Annotated in this window: 10 protein-coding genes, 1 pseudogene, 2 riboswitches and 1 other annotated feature; of the genes and pseudogenes, 1 reads left to right on the forward strand and 10 read right to left on the reverse strand. The window is 51.3% G+C overall.

Features of this window, described 5'->3' with window-relative positions:
• Window positions 1–32: 32 nt before the first annotated feature.
• From ACSVDI_RS10825 to ACSVDI_RS10850, 6 genes are all read right to left on the reverse strand, one after another.
• Entirely contained in the window at window positions 33–1415 is a 1383-nt protein-coding gene (locus tag ACSVDI_RS10825) for an ABC transporter substrate-binding protein (protein ID WP_457942863.1), read from the reverse strand.
• A 424-nt stretch (window positions 1416–1839) separates the two neighbouring features.
• On the reverse strand, window positions 1840–2451 hold the full coding sequence (locus tag ACSVDI_RS10830) for a folate family ECF transporter S component (RefSeq protein WP_457942864.1): 612 nt from the start codon (window positions 2449–2451) through the stop codon (window positions 1840–1842).
• A 59-nt stretch (window positions 2452–2510) separates the two neighbouring features.
• Window positions 2511–2609: riboswitch (THF riboswitch) on the reverse strand.
• A gap of 278 nt (window positions 2610–2887) precedes the next feature.
• Window positions 2888–2965: riboswitch (ZMP/ZTP riboswitch) on the reverse strand.
• Between the two features lie 45 nt (window positions 2966–3010).
• Complete coding sequence (locus tag ACSVDI_RS10835) at window positions 3011–4708, reverse strand: [FeFe] hydrogenase, group A (RefSeq protein ID WP_457942866.1); 1698 nt, start codon at window positions 4706–4708, stop codon at window positions 3011–3013.
• 4 nt (window positions 4709–4712) lie between these two features.
• Window positions 4713–6587 (reverse strand): NADH-ubiquinone oxidoreductase-F iron-sulfur binding region domain-containing protein, encoded by a 1875-nt coding sequence (locus ACSVDI_RS10840; protein ID WP_457942867.1) that lies wholly within the window; start codon window positions 6585–6587, stop codon window positions 4713–4715.
• Window positions 6574–7065, reverse strand: coding sequence for an NADH-quinone oxidoreductase subunit NuoE family protein (locus ACSVDI_RS10845; RefSeq protein WP_457942868.1), 492 nt, complete (start codon window positions 7063–7065; stop codon window positions 6574–6576). The genes ACSVDI_RS10840 and ACSVDI_RS10845 overlap by 14 nt, the downstream gene beginning before the upstream one ends.
• Before the next feature lie 350 nt (window positions 7066–7415).
• Complete coding sequence (locus tag ACSVDI_RS10850; RefSeq protein WP_457942870.1) at window positions 7416–7907, reverse strand: AAA family ATPase; 492 nt, start codon at window positions 7905–7907, stop codon at window positions 7416–7418.
• Between the two features lie 247 nt (window positions 7908–8154).
• Window positions 8155–8434, forward strand: a binding site (T-box leader).
• A 137-nt stretch (window positions 8435–8571) separates the two neighbouring features.
• On the opposite strand from ACSVDI_RS10850, the pseudogene ACSVDI_RS10855 reads away from it, so the two are divergent.
• Window positions 8572–10947 (forward strand): annotated as a pseudogene (locus ACSVDI_RS10855) (valine--tRNA ligase); the annotation flags it as partial.
• On the opposite strand, the gene ACSVDI_RS10860 reads toward ACSVDI_RS10855, so the two are convergent.
• The 4 genes from ACSVDI_RS10860 to ACSVDI_RS10875 form a co-directional block, all read right to left on the reverse strand.
• A complete protein-coding gene (locus ACSVDI_RS10860) occupies window positions 10924–11406 on the reverse strand; it encodes a VanZ family protein (protein WP_457942871.1) in 483 nt (160 codons plus the stop codon). The pseudogene ACSVDI_RS10855 and the gene ACSVDI_RS10860 sit on opposite strands and share 24 nt — an antisense overlap.
• 137 nt (window positions 11407–11543) lie before the next feature.
• On the reverse strand, window positions 11544–12197 hold the full coding sequence (locus ACSVDI_RS10865) for a toprim domain-containing protein (RefSeq protein ID WP_457942873.1): 654 nt from the start codon (window positions 12195–12197) through the stop codon (window positions 11544–11546).
• The gene (gene holA / locus ACSVDI_RS10870) at window positions 12194–13246 is read right to left on the reverse strand and encodes a DNA polymerase III subunit delta (protein WP_457942875.1); all 1053 of its coding nucleotides are present in this window, start codon (window positions 13244–13246) and stop codon (window positions 12194–12196) included. The genes ACSVDI_RS10865 and holA overlap by 4 nt, the downstream gene beginning before the upstream one ends.
• Before the next feature lie 104 nt (window positions 13247–13350).
• Window positions 13351–15594, reverse strand: a complete 2244-nt coding sequence (locus tag ACSVDI_RS10875; RefSeq protein ID WP_457942877.1) for a ComEC/Rec2 family competence protein — start codon at window positions 15592–15594, stop codon at window positions 13351–13353.
• Window positions 15595–15596 lie beyond the last annotated feature (2 nt).

Raw genomic sequence — 15596 nt, forward strand, 5'->3', positions numbered from 1 at the left:
TTGGCGCACCCGCAGCCGGCGATGATCAGAACTTACTCTACAATATCGGTAAGGGTATCCTGCATGGACTGATAAAGCGTCTTCGCCGCTTGCTCGGTCGTAGCAGTTCCGTAGGAAACGGATTGAACCGCAGTAACGTAAGCTTTCTTCATTTCGGAGTTATCCATGTACGGGCTTTCCAGGGTCGGCTTGCAGTTGTTAATCTGCATCGTTGCCTGATATGCAATATCTTCTTCCAGCTTCGGATCTGACTGCTTCAAAGCAGCGATTGCAGCCTTGCTGCTCGGGATGCCGCGGGAAGTGCCAAGAATCTTGGAAGCCTCCGGATCATTCAGCAAATAGTTGAGGAACAATGCGGACTGCTTCGGGTATTTGGTTTCGCCGTTAATTGCGAACAGAAGAGAAGGCTTTACAAACCAGCCGCTCATTTTCGCGTCCTTCAGAATCGGAAGGTCGCCGAGCACAAGGGTGTTATTTTTGCTGTCGAGAACCTGCTTAAACTTGCCGACAGAAGAACTCCACTCCAGGAACCCTGCAACTTTACCGGAAATGAAGTTGTTGGTCTGATACAGAGCAGTGGAACCGGCGTCGTTCTGAATCTGCTTCTGAGTTCTGGTAACATGGTTCTTTTCCATCTCTTTGTAGAAGTCAAGGGCATCCTTGAATTCATCCTCAGTAAACCCGATCTGGCCGTCCAGAGAAAGGAATTCCTTGCCGGTCTTCTGCTGTTCATAGGCTAATGCCATATAGAAAGAGGTAAAGCCGGAACCGGTATCAAAGTCACAAGGATAATAGTCCTTGCCCTTTGCCTGGAATTTCTGGCCGGCAGCCATCAAATCGTCCCACGTTTTCGGAATTTCGACACCTAATTGGTCAAACGTGGTCTTGTTGTAGAAGAAGCTGCGCCCTGTGGTTGAAACGGCAATTGCATTCAGGATGCCTTTGCGCATACCAAACTTCAGAGTGTCTTCATCCCAGTTTGTCAGGTCGATAATGTCCTTGAGAGAATTCAAGTCATAGAAACCCTTACCGTCCTTCGACAGGGAAGCGATCCAGTCGTAATTGACCTGAATTACATCCGGCGCGGTATGGCCAGCCATTTGAGTGTTGACTTTTTCCTGCATTCCGTCAAACCCGCCGTATTCCGCTTTGATTTTTATGTAGGGATACTTCTTTTCGAACGCTTCAATTGCTTTCAGCGTTGCTTTATGGCGGTCATCGCCGCCCCACCATTCCACGCGAAGAGTTACTTCATCGGTGGGGATCCCGTTATTGTCGGATACGGTGCTACTGGTTGCTTGAGAAGACGCCGAGGCATCGGCCTTGCTTGCGCTGTTTGTGGCGGATTCACCGCAGCCTGCCAGTGTTCCAGCAAGCATTGCAGCGGACAGAACAATGGATATTAGCTTTTTCATACAATTTCCTCCGTTTATTTTATGGTACTGGTTTTATGCTCTGTCTTGCATAAAACTTTGTAGTTTTACTTTAACAATATATTTTTCAAATTACAACGCAAATTTTGCTTAATTTCATGGAAACCGTGCAAAAATTGCGCTTTTGTTATTTGTATGCCAGGAATGGCAATATTGCAGTTTACCTAATATCACCCCAATATTATTGTTAAAAAGAATACATATAATCTAAAATCGTAGGATTAACCGGCAGTCGAGTGCAAAATAGGCCTCAATTTGCAGCGAAAAATAAGCCTTGTACTACTTTCAGTTACAGACCTAAAAAATCGCCAAAAAAACGCAGGCGATACAACCCGCCTGCGTTAAACATTCTAATGGTCAGCGTATCCTACCGCTTACATGGTTTCCACCTTTTTACAGTTAGGACCTAAAGAAACGGAATCATTTTTCGTTCCTGCTTTGGAATGAGTCCTTCGCGCACCAAAAACGGGAAAAATGCCTGGAACAGTGCCACCAAAAGCAGCACTTCCACCGGAAGCAATATGGTATTCTTAATCAGCCCTTTCCAGAAGTAATAATAATAGGCCTTTCCGTATAAAACGGCACTCCAGAGAGAACCGAATCCCACATGAATCAGATAATTCACGGTGAATTTTGCGGCTAGAATGCGAACGACCGACAACTTCCTGCGGTACAGGAAAACTCCGTAAATAAAAAATTCCAGCATGCTGGAGAGGGTATATCCCGGAAAGAACATCCCGGAAGGCATTACCATAAATCCCACTAGGTCGTAAACCACACCTGCGGAAAGGCCCACCACCGGGCCAAATACCATAGAACCGAGCGTAACCGGCAGAAACGCAACGGAAACGTGCAGATTTTCCGAAACGGGGATGTTGAACAGATTCATCACAATCCCCAATGCAATGGTCAGCGCCGCAAAGACAAGTGTCCGCGGCTTTCGGAACTCCGCCGCGGCCGTGCTCCAGTAGGCGGGACCGAAAATGGAATTTCCTTTGTTCTGTAACTTGTTGTTCAAATAAAAAACCTCCTAAATATGGCAGTATAATGCCACATAGAGGAGATACTCCGGTATGCAGCAGCGGGATGCGATAGCTGTACGGCAACCGAATGGTTTCCGTTCCGGGATCAACTCCCCGTTTCCCGGACACATAACCCACAGTTATCTACTCTGCCATTTCAATTCAATTTTCAGGGCCTGTTTGTAAAAACGCAAAGAGAAATTGACGCGGCAAGCGCGGCAACAAACTTTTCAGGTAGGCCTTTTGCAGACCAGTCCCGAAAAGCCGATGGGCAAGCCGCAAAGTCACCGTATGAGCGGCTTTCCAACTGCTTTTATTCGCCGTTTACCCGAGTTTTCCGGCAAAAGACGAACCCAACCTGTCAACCGGAAATCACCCCCTACCAGCCGTGATAAAAAAGAAGGAACCCTGCGAAAAAAGCCGACGATCCGGACGAATCGCCCAGACGGTCGGCTTTTCTCCGTCATACTCCCCTGTGGTTCCCCACTTCCGTCAGTCATATGACCCATGATTTCAGAGTACACGGAAAATGTTTTTTTGTCAAGAGGAAGATGTTTACTCTGCGGTTTCTTCCTTCTGATATTTCACATGCAGAAGTTTGTGTGCCTTGCCTTTCAGCAGACCGGAATATAGCGCGGTAACGACGGGATTTTCCTCCGAACGCTTGATGCTGCACATTTTATCGGAGGCATAAAGACCCACGCTGCGCTTCTTTTTGCCCTCCAGGTTGGTAATGGGCTGGCCGGCACCGCAAACGCAACCGCCTGGGCAGGCCATAACTTCTACAAAATCATAGTGTGATTCTCCCTTTTTCATTTTCTGAATCAGGTTCTCCGCATTCCGCAGTCCGCTGACAATCGCGATTTTCACTTCGCGGTCCTCATACTGGATAGTGGTTTCCTTCAGCCCTTCCATGCCGCGTACGCCGTTAAACGCTATAGCGCGCAGCGCGGAAGCGGATTTGTTTTCAGACAAGCGGCGGATTACCGCTTCGGTCACACCTCCGGTTACGCCGAAAATCACACCGGCACCGCTCTGTGTGCCAAACGGCATATCGATAGCTTCCGGCTCCAGCTCGGAAAAGATAATGCCGGCTTCCTGAATCATCTGAATCAGTTCCTGTGTGGTAATCACATAATCGATATACGGCTCGCCGTCTACTTTAAATTCATCCCTGGCCGCTTCAAACTTTTTGGCAGTGCAGGGCATGACGGCAATAACCACCACGCGGCGGTCGGACTTTTTATTTTCCTCCTTCAGAACGGAACCGAACATTTCCATCGGAGAACGGCAAGTGGAAACATTCGCAAGCAGTTCCGGATGCTTCTTTTCTACATACTGCACCCAGGCCGGGCAGCAGGAAGTAAACAACGGAAGCTTTTCGTCGGATTCTAAACGGCCCAGCAGCTCGTTGGACTCTTCCATAACGGTCAAGTCCGCGCCGGTGGCGGTATCGAACACTTCATCTACGCCCATGCGTTTGAGCGCCGCAACAATTTTCCCCATCAGGTTTTCCCCGGGCTTCGCGCCCAGCTTGTCGCCGATTCCAACACGCACCGCAGGGGCAATCTGAACGATAACCTTGATGGACGGGTCGTTCAGCACCTTCCAAATCTTGCTGACATCGTTCTTCACCACGATAGCGCCCGTCGGGCAGACCGCCGCGCACTGACCGCAGCCAACGCATACGGTTTCGGAAATCGGCACATTAAAGGTGGTACCCACCGTCATTTTCGAACCGCGGTACATAAAGTCGATGGCGCCTACGTTCTGCACCTCATCGCACACGCGCACGCAGTCGCCGCAAAGAATGCATTTGTTGAGGTCGCGTTCAATGCAGAGAGAAGAAGAATCCAGCTTCGGTTTTTCCGCCGTATTTTCAAAACGCACACGGTTGATTCCAAAGCGACCGGCCAGCTCCTGCAGTTTGCAGTCGCCGTTTTTGCCGCAGGTTGTGCAGTCGCGGCAATGATTGGAAAGCAGCAGCTCCAGAATCATCTTGCGGTATCTTCTCAGCTTCGGCGTATTGGTGTAAATTTCCATACCCGGCTTTGGCGGTGTGCAGCAGGCCGCTTCCATGCCGCCCCATTTGTTTTCCACCATGCACATGCGGCATGCGCCGTATACGGAAAGCTCGGAATAATAGCAGAAAGTAGGAAGGTCAATTCCCGCTTTGCGTATCAGGCTAAGCAGATTTTTTTCTCCATCAATTTGCACCGGTATATTATCAATTAAAACGAAATCGCCACTCATTTGCTTAGTCCTCCTTTACTGCCTTGAACGCACACGCTTCCACACATGCCCCGCACTTGATACACTTAGCTTCGTCTATCACAAACGGCTCTTTCACCTTGCCGGTGATGGCACCGACCGGGCAGCCGCGCGCGCATTTGGAACAGCCTTTGCACAGGGCTTTATCAATATAAATCTTGCGGAGTTTTTGACAAGATTTTGTGGGGCAGCGTTTCTCCAGAATATGTGCCTTATACTCGTCGCGGAAATATTTCAGCGTACTCATAACCGGAGAGGCCGCGGATTTGCCCAAGCCGCACAGCGCGGTCGCAGAAATTGTCTCCGACAATTCCTCCAGCAGTTCAATGTCGCCCGGTTCGCCGTTTCCGGCGACAATGCGTTCTAGAATTTCCAACATGCGCTTGGTGCCCTCTCGGCACGGGACGCATTTTCCGCAGGATTCCTTCTGTGTAAAGCTCATGAAGAAGCGGGCAACCTCCACCATGCAGGTGTTTTCGTCCATAACGACAAGGCCGCCGGAACCCACCATGGCACCCACTTTTTTCAAGCTGTCAAAATCAAGCGGAAGGTCAAGGTGCTCTTTGGTCAGGCATCCGCCGGAGGGGCCGCCGATCTGCACAGCTTTGAACTCGGAATCGCCGCGCATGCCGCCGCCAATATCGTAAATGATTTCGCGGAGCGTCGTGCCCATTGGGACTTCGATTAATCCGGTGTTTTTAATATTTCCGGTCAGGGCAAAAGCTTTGGTGCCGGGGCTGTTTTCCGGACCGATGGAACGGAACCACTGGCCGCCGTTGACAATAATGCCCGGTACGTTCGCAAAGGTTTCCACATTGTTCAGAACCGTTGGTCTGCCGTTAAGGCCGCTTTCCACCGTTCTGGGGGGCTTTACGCGCGGCATTCCGCGTTTTCCTTCAATGGATGCCGTCAAGGCGCTGCCTTCGCCGCATACAAAAGCGCCCGCACCACGGCTAATATGAATGTCGAAATTAAAATCGGTACCAAGAATATTTTTTCCAAGCAGGCCGAGTTCGTGCGCCTGCTCAATGGCAATGCTCAGGCGTTTGACAGCAAGCGGGTATTCCGCACGCACATAAATATACCCCTCGTCCGCGCCGCAAGCGTAAGCTGCCAGCATCATGCCTTCCAGCATACGATGCGGGTCGCTTTCCATTACGCTGCGGTCCATAAAAGCACCCGGGTCACCTTCGTCGCCGTTGCAGACCACGTATTTCTTTTCGGCTTTTTGGCGTCTTACCTGAAGCCATTTTCTGGCTGCCGGGAAACCGCCGCCGCCGCGTCCCCTCAGGTTGGAAATTTCCACCTCGTTGAGGACCTCTTCAGGGCTCATTTCAAACAACGCCTGTTCCAGCGCGGTGTATCCGTCCAGTGCTATGTATTCGCTGATGGAGGAAGAATCCAGATGGCCGCAGTTTTCCAAAACGACGCGCTTCTGCATTTTATAAAAAGGAATGGATTCCTGACGGCAGAATATCTCGCCGTCTTTATGGTAAACAAGCCGTTCCACATATTCGTCTTTTAAAATGCTGGTTTCTAATATTTCAAGGCAGTCCGACGGTTTCACCTTTACATACAAATAGCCCTGAGGTTCAATGCGAACCAGGGGGCCCATTTCACAAAAACCGTGACAGCCGCTTTTTTTGATTCCGATATGTTCGCCTTCCGTTTCGTGCTGTAAATCCACGGAACAGTTGATTCCTTTTTCGCGAATAAGGCGAAGAAATTCATCGTAGATGGCAAGGGAACCACTGGCAACGCAGGCTGTGCCAGCGCAAATTAAAATTTTCTTTTTCTGTTGGTCCAACCGGCTTTTCAATAAAGCCCGGAGATTCTGTAAATCCGCTCTATTCTGCAGCATCTGCGTTTTCCCCCTTCAGTTGATTGACAAGCTCCGTTGCTTTCTCCGGCGTCATCATGCCGAACACCTCGTCATTCACCGTCAGCGCCGGCGCAAGTCCGCACGCCCCAAGGCACGAAACCGTTTCCACTGTAAACAGCAGGTCATCTGTGGTTTTCTTCTGCTCTGACAGGTTCAAATCCTTACGCAGCTGCTCCAAAATCGGCATCGACTTGCGCACATGGCAGGCGGTACCGTTGCAGATTTTAATCACGTATTTTCCTTTTGGTTCCAAAGAGAAGTTCTCATAAAACGTAGCAATACTGAAAATGCGTGCCCGACTCATGCCAAGCTTCTCGGAATAATAATCAAAAATTTCCATGGGAAGATAATGGTACACTTCCTGGGTATCCTGGAGAATTGCGATTATGTTTCCGGGGTCATACTTGTGGTTTTCCAAAATTTCGTCAAGTTTTGCGAAATCACACGAAGGGGACATAAGTTTTCTCCTTTCACTTTATACATCGCCATAAATACTACCATATTGATAAATTATTGTCAATCAAATACAACTCGGTTTCTACTTGCTAAAAACGTGGAAATTTTGTGGATTATTTTGTGTATCAAGATGATTTCATGGATAAACCCACGGTTAAGTTTTATCGGGAAATATTTCGTACCATTCCATTGAAAAGAAAGGGATTTCGACGTATGCTTAACACAGCAGAGTTTCGGATAAAGTCTGCGGAGCGACCCACACCTTTCCTCCCTTCTGGAACGCTTTCAAAAACAAAAATGACCTTTCCTGTTTGGAAAGGTCTGAAACGCAGAGCTCGTTTTTATAGAAAACTATTCCTCCTCTTCCGGTTCCACCAGCACATCAACTTCGTCGCTGTCCGGTTCTTCGAACTGCTCCCCGAACAGGCGCTTCATATTTTCATCCACATAGTACGCCTTTTCAAGGCCCTTCCGAACGTTTTCGTTTCTCTTTTTCAGATATTCCTGCCAAGTTTGGCGGGACACCTTTACATAATGCAATTCACAGCTGATATCTTTTTGCAGCAGGCACGCTTTCAGTCTTTGCCGTTCCGCCCTGCTCCAGAATCCAAAATCCAGTATTACGTTGGAGCCGGTGCGGATGATCTGCTCTGCCAGCCGGTAGAGATACACTTTGGTTCTTTGCAGAATTTCATCGTGCTTTTCCCCCAGGGAATCATCAAATAAATCAAGCATCAGCTCGTCGCAGGAAAGCACTACGGCGCGCCGTTCCCACTGAATCCGTTTCGCGTAAGTGCTTTTCCCGCTGCAGATTTTTCCGCATACCAAAATAACCTTCGCCATCCCGTCCCCACCCTTTCATTGGATTTGCAATTTAGAAATGGAACATCGTGCCAAAAGGCTTGGCGCGTCATTTGCCGAAATTCACTCCCATCGCTCCGTCCTTTATTTTATGAATTTTATGGCACAATAAGAACTCTCGGAATCCATTTCGAAAAACGCAGCTGGGTGTTCTGAAATTAAAAATTCCTATTTTTACTCTTGACAAAGAAAAAGGACTGTCATAAAATAAGTGAAATAATTGAACAGCAGAAAAGCTTGGAAATGGAAGAGTACCTGTCTGGAGCAGCACAGAGAAGGGATGGCTGGTGAAAATCCCCGCTGCAAAAGCAGGAAAGTGACCATGGAGCTGCGAACTGAACGCGTTTATGCCAGTAGGATTTGCCGGAATTCCACCGTTAAAAGGAAACCGTATCGGAATAGCAGGGCGGTAAACTTTCTGCGATCCTGTACGGCACAAGCGTGTGCGGAGCGCAGGTTCCGTACAAAGTTAGGTGGTACCGCGGAGTGATTCAGCCTTCGTCCTAATGCAATTAGGACGAAGGCTTTTTTATATTCTTTCGCTTTCTCAATCGGATTTCGATCTTACTGTTTTCTGTTTAAATGCTGTTTTAAAGAAAGGAGCAAAAACGATGCTTGAACCGCACTATGATGCAAAAAATGGGAAAAAGCTATGCAGGAGCTATGGGAAAAGGAAGGAACTTACCGCTTTCTTCCCGACGGGCGGGAGGTTTACTCCATCGATACGCCTCCGCCGACCGTCAGCGGAAGCCTGCACATTGGGCACATTTTTTCCTACACACAGGCAGAAATCATCGCCCGCTTCCAGCGAATGCAGGGTAAAAACGTTTTTTATCCCTTTGGTTTTGATGACAACGGCCTGCCTTCTGAACGGCTGACCGAAAAAGAACATGGGGTAACAGCAGCTTCTATGCCGCGAAGCGAATTTACCCGCCTTTGCCGGGAAACCACAGAGCAATACCGCAACGAGTTCCAGGCACTGTGGAAGTCCATGGGATTCAGCGTAGACTGGAGCCTGCGGTATGAAACCATCAGCCCCGCCGTACAGAAGCTGTCGCAGCGCTCGTTTCTCCGACTGGCGCGGGAAGGAAAGGCTTACCAGAAAGAGTCCCCCGTTCTGTGGTGCACCAACTGCCGTACCTCCATTGCGCAGGCGGAGCTGGACACCGCGGAAAAGGATTCCGCCTTTCACACGATTCCGTTTTACGTTGGAACGGAAATGATACCCGTCGCCACCACCCGACCGGAACTGCTGTACGGCTGTGCCGCGCTGTTTGTCCACCCGGACGACACCCGCTACAACCACCTGATTGGCAAAACCGCACGCGTCCCGCTCTATGAATTCGATATACCGGTTCTTGGCGACGAAAAAGCCGACCCGGAAAAGGGAACGGGCGCGGTCATGTGTGCAACCTTTGGCGACACCACGGATTTGGAATGGTTTGAAAAGCACCATCTCCCTTACAAGTGGATGATGGAGCCAAACGGCCGACTGCCGGAATCCGTCCCGCTGGTTGGCGGTATGAAAGCCGCCCAGGCCAGAGTACGAATGGCGGAGCTGCTAGAGGAGCACGGACTTCTGCTCAAAAAAGAGCAGATCCGGCATACCGTTTCCGTTCATGAACGCTGCGGGAAAGAGGTAGAAATTCTGCCGTCCCGGCAATGGTTTTTCGATATTTTATCGCACAAGGAGCGTTTTCTGGCCGCCGCGGACGAAATCAACTGGTATCCGGCTTCCATGAAAACCCGTTACCTGCTCTGGGTACAAAACCTGAAATGGGACTGGTGCATTTCCCGCCAGCGGTATTTCGGCGTTCCGTTTCCGGTCTGGTACTGCAAGCGGTGCGGAAAACCGATTTTCGCGGAGGAGTCCCAGCTGCCTGTCAACCCTGTGGAATGCCCGCCACCGCACCCCTGCACCTGCGGCTGCACGGAATTTGTACCGGAAACCGCCGTAATGGACACCTGGGCTACCTCTTCTCTTACCCCCTTCATCAATGCTCAAACCGCGGAGGAACACGGCCTGCGCGACGCTTTCCCGCCCATGAGCATGCGCACACAGGCGCACGAAATTATTCGCACGTGGGCGTTTTATTCCATTGTCCGAAGCATTTACGAAACCGGGCAGATTCCTTGGAAGGACATCATGATTTGTGGGTTCGTTCTGGCCAAAAAAGGGGAAAAAATCAGCAAGTCCAAGGGCAACGCCGTCGTTTCCCCAAACGAGCTGATTAAGCAGTATTCCGCGGACAGTCTGCGCTACTGGGCGGCGGGTGCGCATCTTGGTACCGACACGCTGTTTTCACAGGAAGAATTGAAGCAGTCCGCCCGCTTCCTGACCAAGCTGTGGAACGCAGCGAAATTCACGCTGGGCCGACTGGACGCTCTGGCGCTGTACGCTGACGAAAAACCGGAAACTCTTCTTCCGTTGGACCGCTGGATTTTGCAGCGCTGCGCCCAAACCGCCTCCTCTGCCGCGCAATGGCTGAACCGCTATGAAATCGGCGCAGCAAGGCACGAAATCGACAATCTGTTCTGGAAGGATTACTGCGACACGTATCTGGAGCTGGTCAAAAACCGCAGCTACAACGCAAAGGACGAAACGGAACTTCGCTCCACCGCCTGGGCGCTTTCGCACGGATTTCTGTCCATTCTAAAGCTGTACGCCCCGTTCGTCCCGCATATGACGGAGGTCATTTACCAAACGTACTACTGCAACCGTGAAGCAACGCCCTCTATCCACCTTTCCCGCTGGGACGAAAAAAGCCTTCCGGCGGAACTTCCGGAAGACTTTGGAACCATCATCAAGCAAATTTTGTTTGAGGTTCGGAAACAGAAATCCGAACGCAATTTGTCGCTGAAAGCGGAACTCGGCGATCTTACCGTTACCGTACCGGATGAAATACTTCCGCTACTGGAACAAACCCGTTCGGATTTGCAAAGCTGCTGCAACTGCAAAAACCTGCACCTGATTCCCGGTGAATCGTTTTCGATTGCGCTATCGCCCGAAGCGGTGAACTGACCGCCGTTTTTTCGCAGAGCGGAACAAAAACAGGCAGCAAACCACCGTTCCTACCACGCCGCCGCAAAAATCCAGAAAAATATCCGCTACGCTGCTGCCGCGCTCGGGAGTAAACAGCTGAATCAATTCATCGCAGGCCGGCACCAATAGCAGAAAAAAGCCCTGTGCAAAAACAAATTCCAGCCCTTCACAGCGGTACGCCCGTAAGGTGAGCGCAAGCAGTACGCCAAAAATAAAATATTCCGTAAAATGACCGGCCTTGCGGATGAAATGCTCCGTAAACGCATACGGAATGTTACAGGAAGCCAGCAGCTGATTCACAAAATGCATTACCGTCTGGCTTTGGGCACCGGACTGCGGCCCAGGAAACATGGAATTGTGGAAGATAAACAGCACAAACAGTGCCGTTGCCGCCGTAAACAAGATTTTAGGGTAAACCGATGGGCCTTTCCACTTCATTCGCACACTTCCTTACTAAGATAACTGCCAATGAAAGCAAGGAGAAAGCCGCTCCGGCCAATCCTCTTCACAGCTGTGCACAGCCGCCTACTAGCGAGTTCGCGGTTACCCGGAACCATGCTTCTGCGCGCTCCGGTTCAGTGGCTTCCGGTTTCCTCCGGAATGGAATCGGGAAAAAGGCGGGTCAGCAGCGCCTGAAATTTCTCCCAGGTCATCAGACTGTTCAGCACATCGACCATTGCGTTGGCGGAAAGGCGCTCGGGCAGATTCAGCTCTTTCAAAAGGGCCTTGCGCTTTTCTGCGCTGCCAGGGCCGCCGGAAAGGCCCGCCAAGTAAAGGTCGGTTTTGGTGATTTTCCGGCCCTGATTTTGCCCGTCGGCGGTGTTTTCCCGTGGTTCCTGCGTTTTAGGCATTTCCACCGTCGCTCCGGCACGCCGGAGCGCTGCTAAAATCACCTCGACCGGCACGCCCTCCACCCCAAGCTTTCCTTCGCTGGAAGCTTTTGATTTACGCTTTTCTTTTCCAAGAATATCGGGGATATACGCATGCTTAATCTGTTCGGCAGGGATGCTCCCGGTTAAGTAATGGCGAATCAGGAAACCGGCAGAGTCACTGTCCGTCAGTACCAGAATACCGCGGGTTTCCGCCAGGCGGCGAATCAGTTCCATTTGCTCTTTATCCTTGAAAATGCGGAATCCTCCGGTTTCCAGAATCAGGCCGTCAATCACGGAGGAGAGCTTAATTTTATCGTATTTTCCTTCGACAATAATGGCTTCTTTTACCTGAATCAAGCAGTCTTCTCCCTTTCGGAAATATAAAGCAGCTGTGCCAGCAGCTTTTCCATCACAATGCGGCGGTCACCGCGCGCGCCTTTCAATGCCATATCCGCTTCCAGCAGCACGCGCAGGCTTTCGCGCAGCATAGCAGTGGAAAGCCGTTTGGAGTCCCGTTCCGCATTGGTCAGGCGGAACTCCTTGCGGGCATAATCAAAATGCTTCGCGGGCTCCAGCGCAGAATAACCGCTCTGCACGCTGACTCGCACGCGGTAAAGGTCAATATAGGCGGAAGAAAGCACCGCCAGAACGGAAACCGGTTCCTCGTTCTGATAAAACAGGAGGTCGAGGATCTCGTATGCCCGGTCATACTGACCGGACAAAATTGCCTTGGAAAGGTCATATACCCGTGCCTCCAGATTTTTCGCAACCAGTTGATCAATCACCTGCGGCGTAATTTTCCCCTCGCCGACAAAGGCGCACAGCTTTTCCAACTCGTTCGTCAACGTCTGCAAATCGTTGCCCGCCGCGCGAATCATACGCCCGGCATCCTGCCGGGAAAGTTCACACCCGCGTTTGGACGCACCGGAACAGAGCAGTTTTTCTAGGTCCGGATTGGAACGCCGTTTGAATAGAACCGTATTGCCTTTCTGGTTCGCCGCTGCCAAAAACTTTTTCCACTTTTTGGCCGTTTTCAGGTCGATTGCAACACAGGGCAGGTAAAGGACCAGCACGGTGGAAGGCGGAATGCTGTCCACAATCTGCTCCAGCTTACTCAGTTCCGCTGCGCGCAGGCCCTCCACATCCAGGTCGGAAACCGCCACGCATTTCCGTTCCGCCATAAACGGAAGCGCCTCGACGGCCTCCGCAAGGGTATCCATGGAAACGGTATCCCCTTCGAAGCGCTGAAGGTTAAAATCCTCAAACGCGGTTCCCTTGGCTTTGGCAATCAGCTTCTGCGCGTAATGGCTGACCAAATAGCTTTCTTCGCCGTACAGCACATACAGGTTGGAAAAATCGGATTTTTCAATCTGCTTTTTCAGTTCGGTTTCGGTGATTTCAGGCATTGTTGCCGCCTCTCTTTTCTGTGGATTCCATCGTGCGGAATGCGAACGAGATGGTGAGTTTTCTACACTTTTTCAGGGAAATATTTTGAATGAATCAATGTATTTTAAGACGCTCCCTGTTCCCTGCGAATTTGCAGGGTACCGTCTTTCAGCGCCAGAACGATATTGCCCTTTCCGGCGGTAGGAATCGGATTTTGCTTTCTCATATTTCCCAATGTTTTTCCCAAATCCTTTGCGTCTACACTCAAAATGGAGTAAAGCGGGTCCAGCAAAGAATCGTTCGGAAGCCGATCCTCCAGAACTAAGAAGTCGGACGCGCGCCATTCGGCGGGAAGCCCTGCTGGATCCGTCTCTTCCGGCAGAACCAGGATGGAAACCGAGCCTGTGCAGATGCGAAGCGCCGTGTGATCCCCAACCGCCAGCGACTCAACAAAAACAGCATTCCACAGGGTAGTTTCCGCATGAACGCGGAAGCTGTTCCAGCTTTGCGCGCAGGGAAGCTCCGCCTGCAGGAATCCGTCCAGGCAATCCGTTTCCTGCGTCACCAGCCGTACGGGGTGGAAACGGGCCATCAGTTCTGAACAGTTGACGGCCTCCTCACGCTCCTGCGTCAGCGGCTGTAGGTAATCCAACGTTCGGATTCCCTGCCCTGCCAGGTAGCGGCTGACCGCGCCAGAGGAATATCCGCCGCAGCCTAGCACCGCAGCGTGGCCGTCTTTGGTAATAACCACCGCCTCCGCCGTGCCGGTATCCAGTACAGCGACCCGCGTTACCCCACGCATGGAAAGCTGATGCGAAAAAATCCCGGTCATCAGCAGGATAGCGGAAAGCAGAGCGGTGGTTTTCCAAAGAAGATTCTTTTGGGAAAGGAGCATTGCCGCGGCAGCCAGAAGCAACGTGCCAGAAAGCCAGAGCGAAACAAAGCCGTAATAGGTGGAAATGCTGGCGTTCGGGATCTGCGCCAGCAAATGCGAACTGACCTGCATGTACTTTGCCAGCAGACCGGCGACCAGCGCGAACGGCATGGCCAGGAACGACTGCGGTAAAAGCGCGTTCAGCACGGCGGCGATGGCGGCAAAATTCATCAGCAGCGTGGAAGGCACCAGTTCCAACAGATTGGAAAGCGGCGCGATGAGCGACACGCTCCCGAAAAAGACGATTCCAATAGGCAAGGTAAAAAACATCGCAGCAAAGGTTGTGGCCAGCGTACCGTTAATTCCTCGTAGAAGTGAGTCAAATCGCTTTAAACAGACTCGCCGCGCATACCATTGATTTAAGAAAGAAGAAATCCGGCCCGCGTACAGAATCAGCCCCAGCGTGGCAAAAAAGGAAAGCAGCAACCCCACATCCGCGGCGGCATAGGGATTCATTCCCCCTATCAGCAGCACTGCCGCTCCAAGGGAATTCAACGAATCCGGCTGCCGGGAAAGCAGGATGCCGAATAAATACAGAATGCACATAATTCCGCTGCGCGTGACCGACGGTACAAAACAGGTAACCGCCATAAAAGCGAACACCCCGCCCGCCGCAAACAGCGCCGCCAGCCGCTTCGGTACTTTTAGAAACAACAAGAGCAGCAGAATCAGCTCCGCCATGGTGGACATGTGCAGACCCGAAACAGAAAGAATGTGTGAAATTCCAATGGTGCGGAAATCCGAGGAAACCTCCTGGGACAGCCCGGTCTGTTCCCCGAACACCACGCCGTTTACCAGCGAAGCCTGCTCCGGGGGCAGCATTTCCCGCATGGATTTCAGCAGCGCCTTACGCAGATTCAGCGCGTAACGGTAAAATGAATGCTCCGTCGGCGGCAGAACCTGCACCGGTTCATACTCATATCGGTACGCGAAGAGAAGAATCCCTTTGGAAGCGTAATACGTGCGGGAAGAATATCCGTCACCACCCGAGGGTAAAAACAGGTGCATTTTGGTGCGGATCCGCGAATAAGGCTGCACATTCAGTGCGTTTTGGCACGACAGGCGCAGCTTGATTTGCCTGGGCGTGTCCGGCAAGGAGCACTCATCCACCCGAATAATATAATACGTATGCCCGTACTGCCGGTAAGGAAGCTCGCACACCGTGCCCGTAATTACCGCGTCCTTTTCCGCAAGCGCCTGCGCGGGCAGCACTGTGGACTGGGAATATGCGGCAAAGCTGCCGAAAGCCAGTGACATGGTCAAAAGCGCCAGCGGAAACACCCCCGTTGCACGAAGCTTCGGCAGGAACAAGGTCAACACAAACCCGACAAGGCAGCCGCAGGCAAGCGGCATTGCCCAGCCGGAACCGATAAAAACAGCGACCGCGAGCGTCAGCAGATAACAAAAACCCACCAACGCAAGCGGCCGCTTCATCG

Source organism: Caproiciproducens sp. LBM24188 (assembly GCF_054130445.1).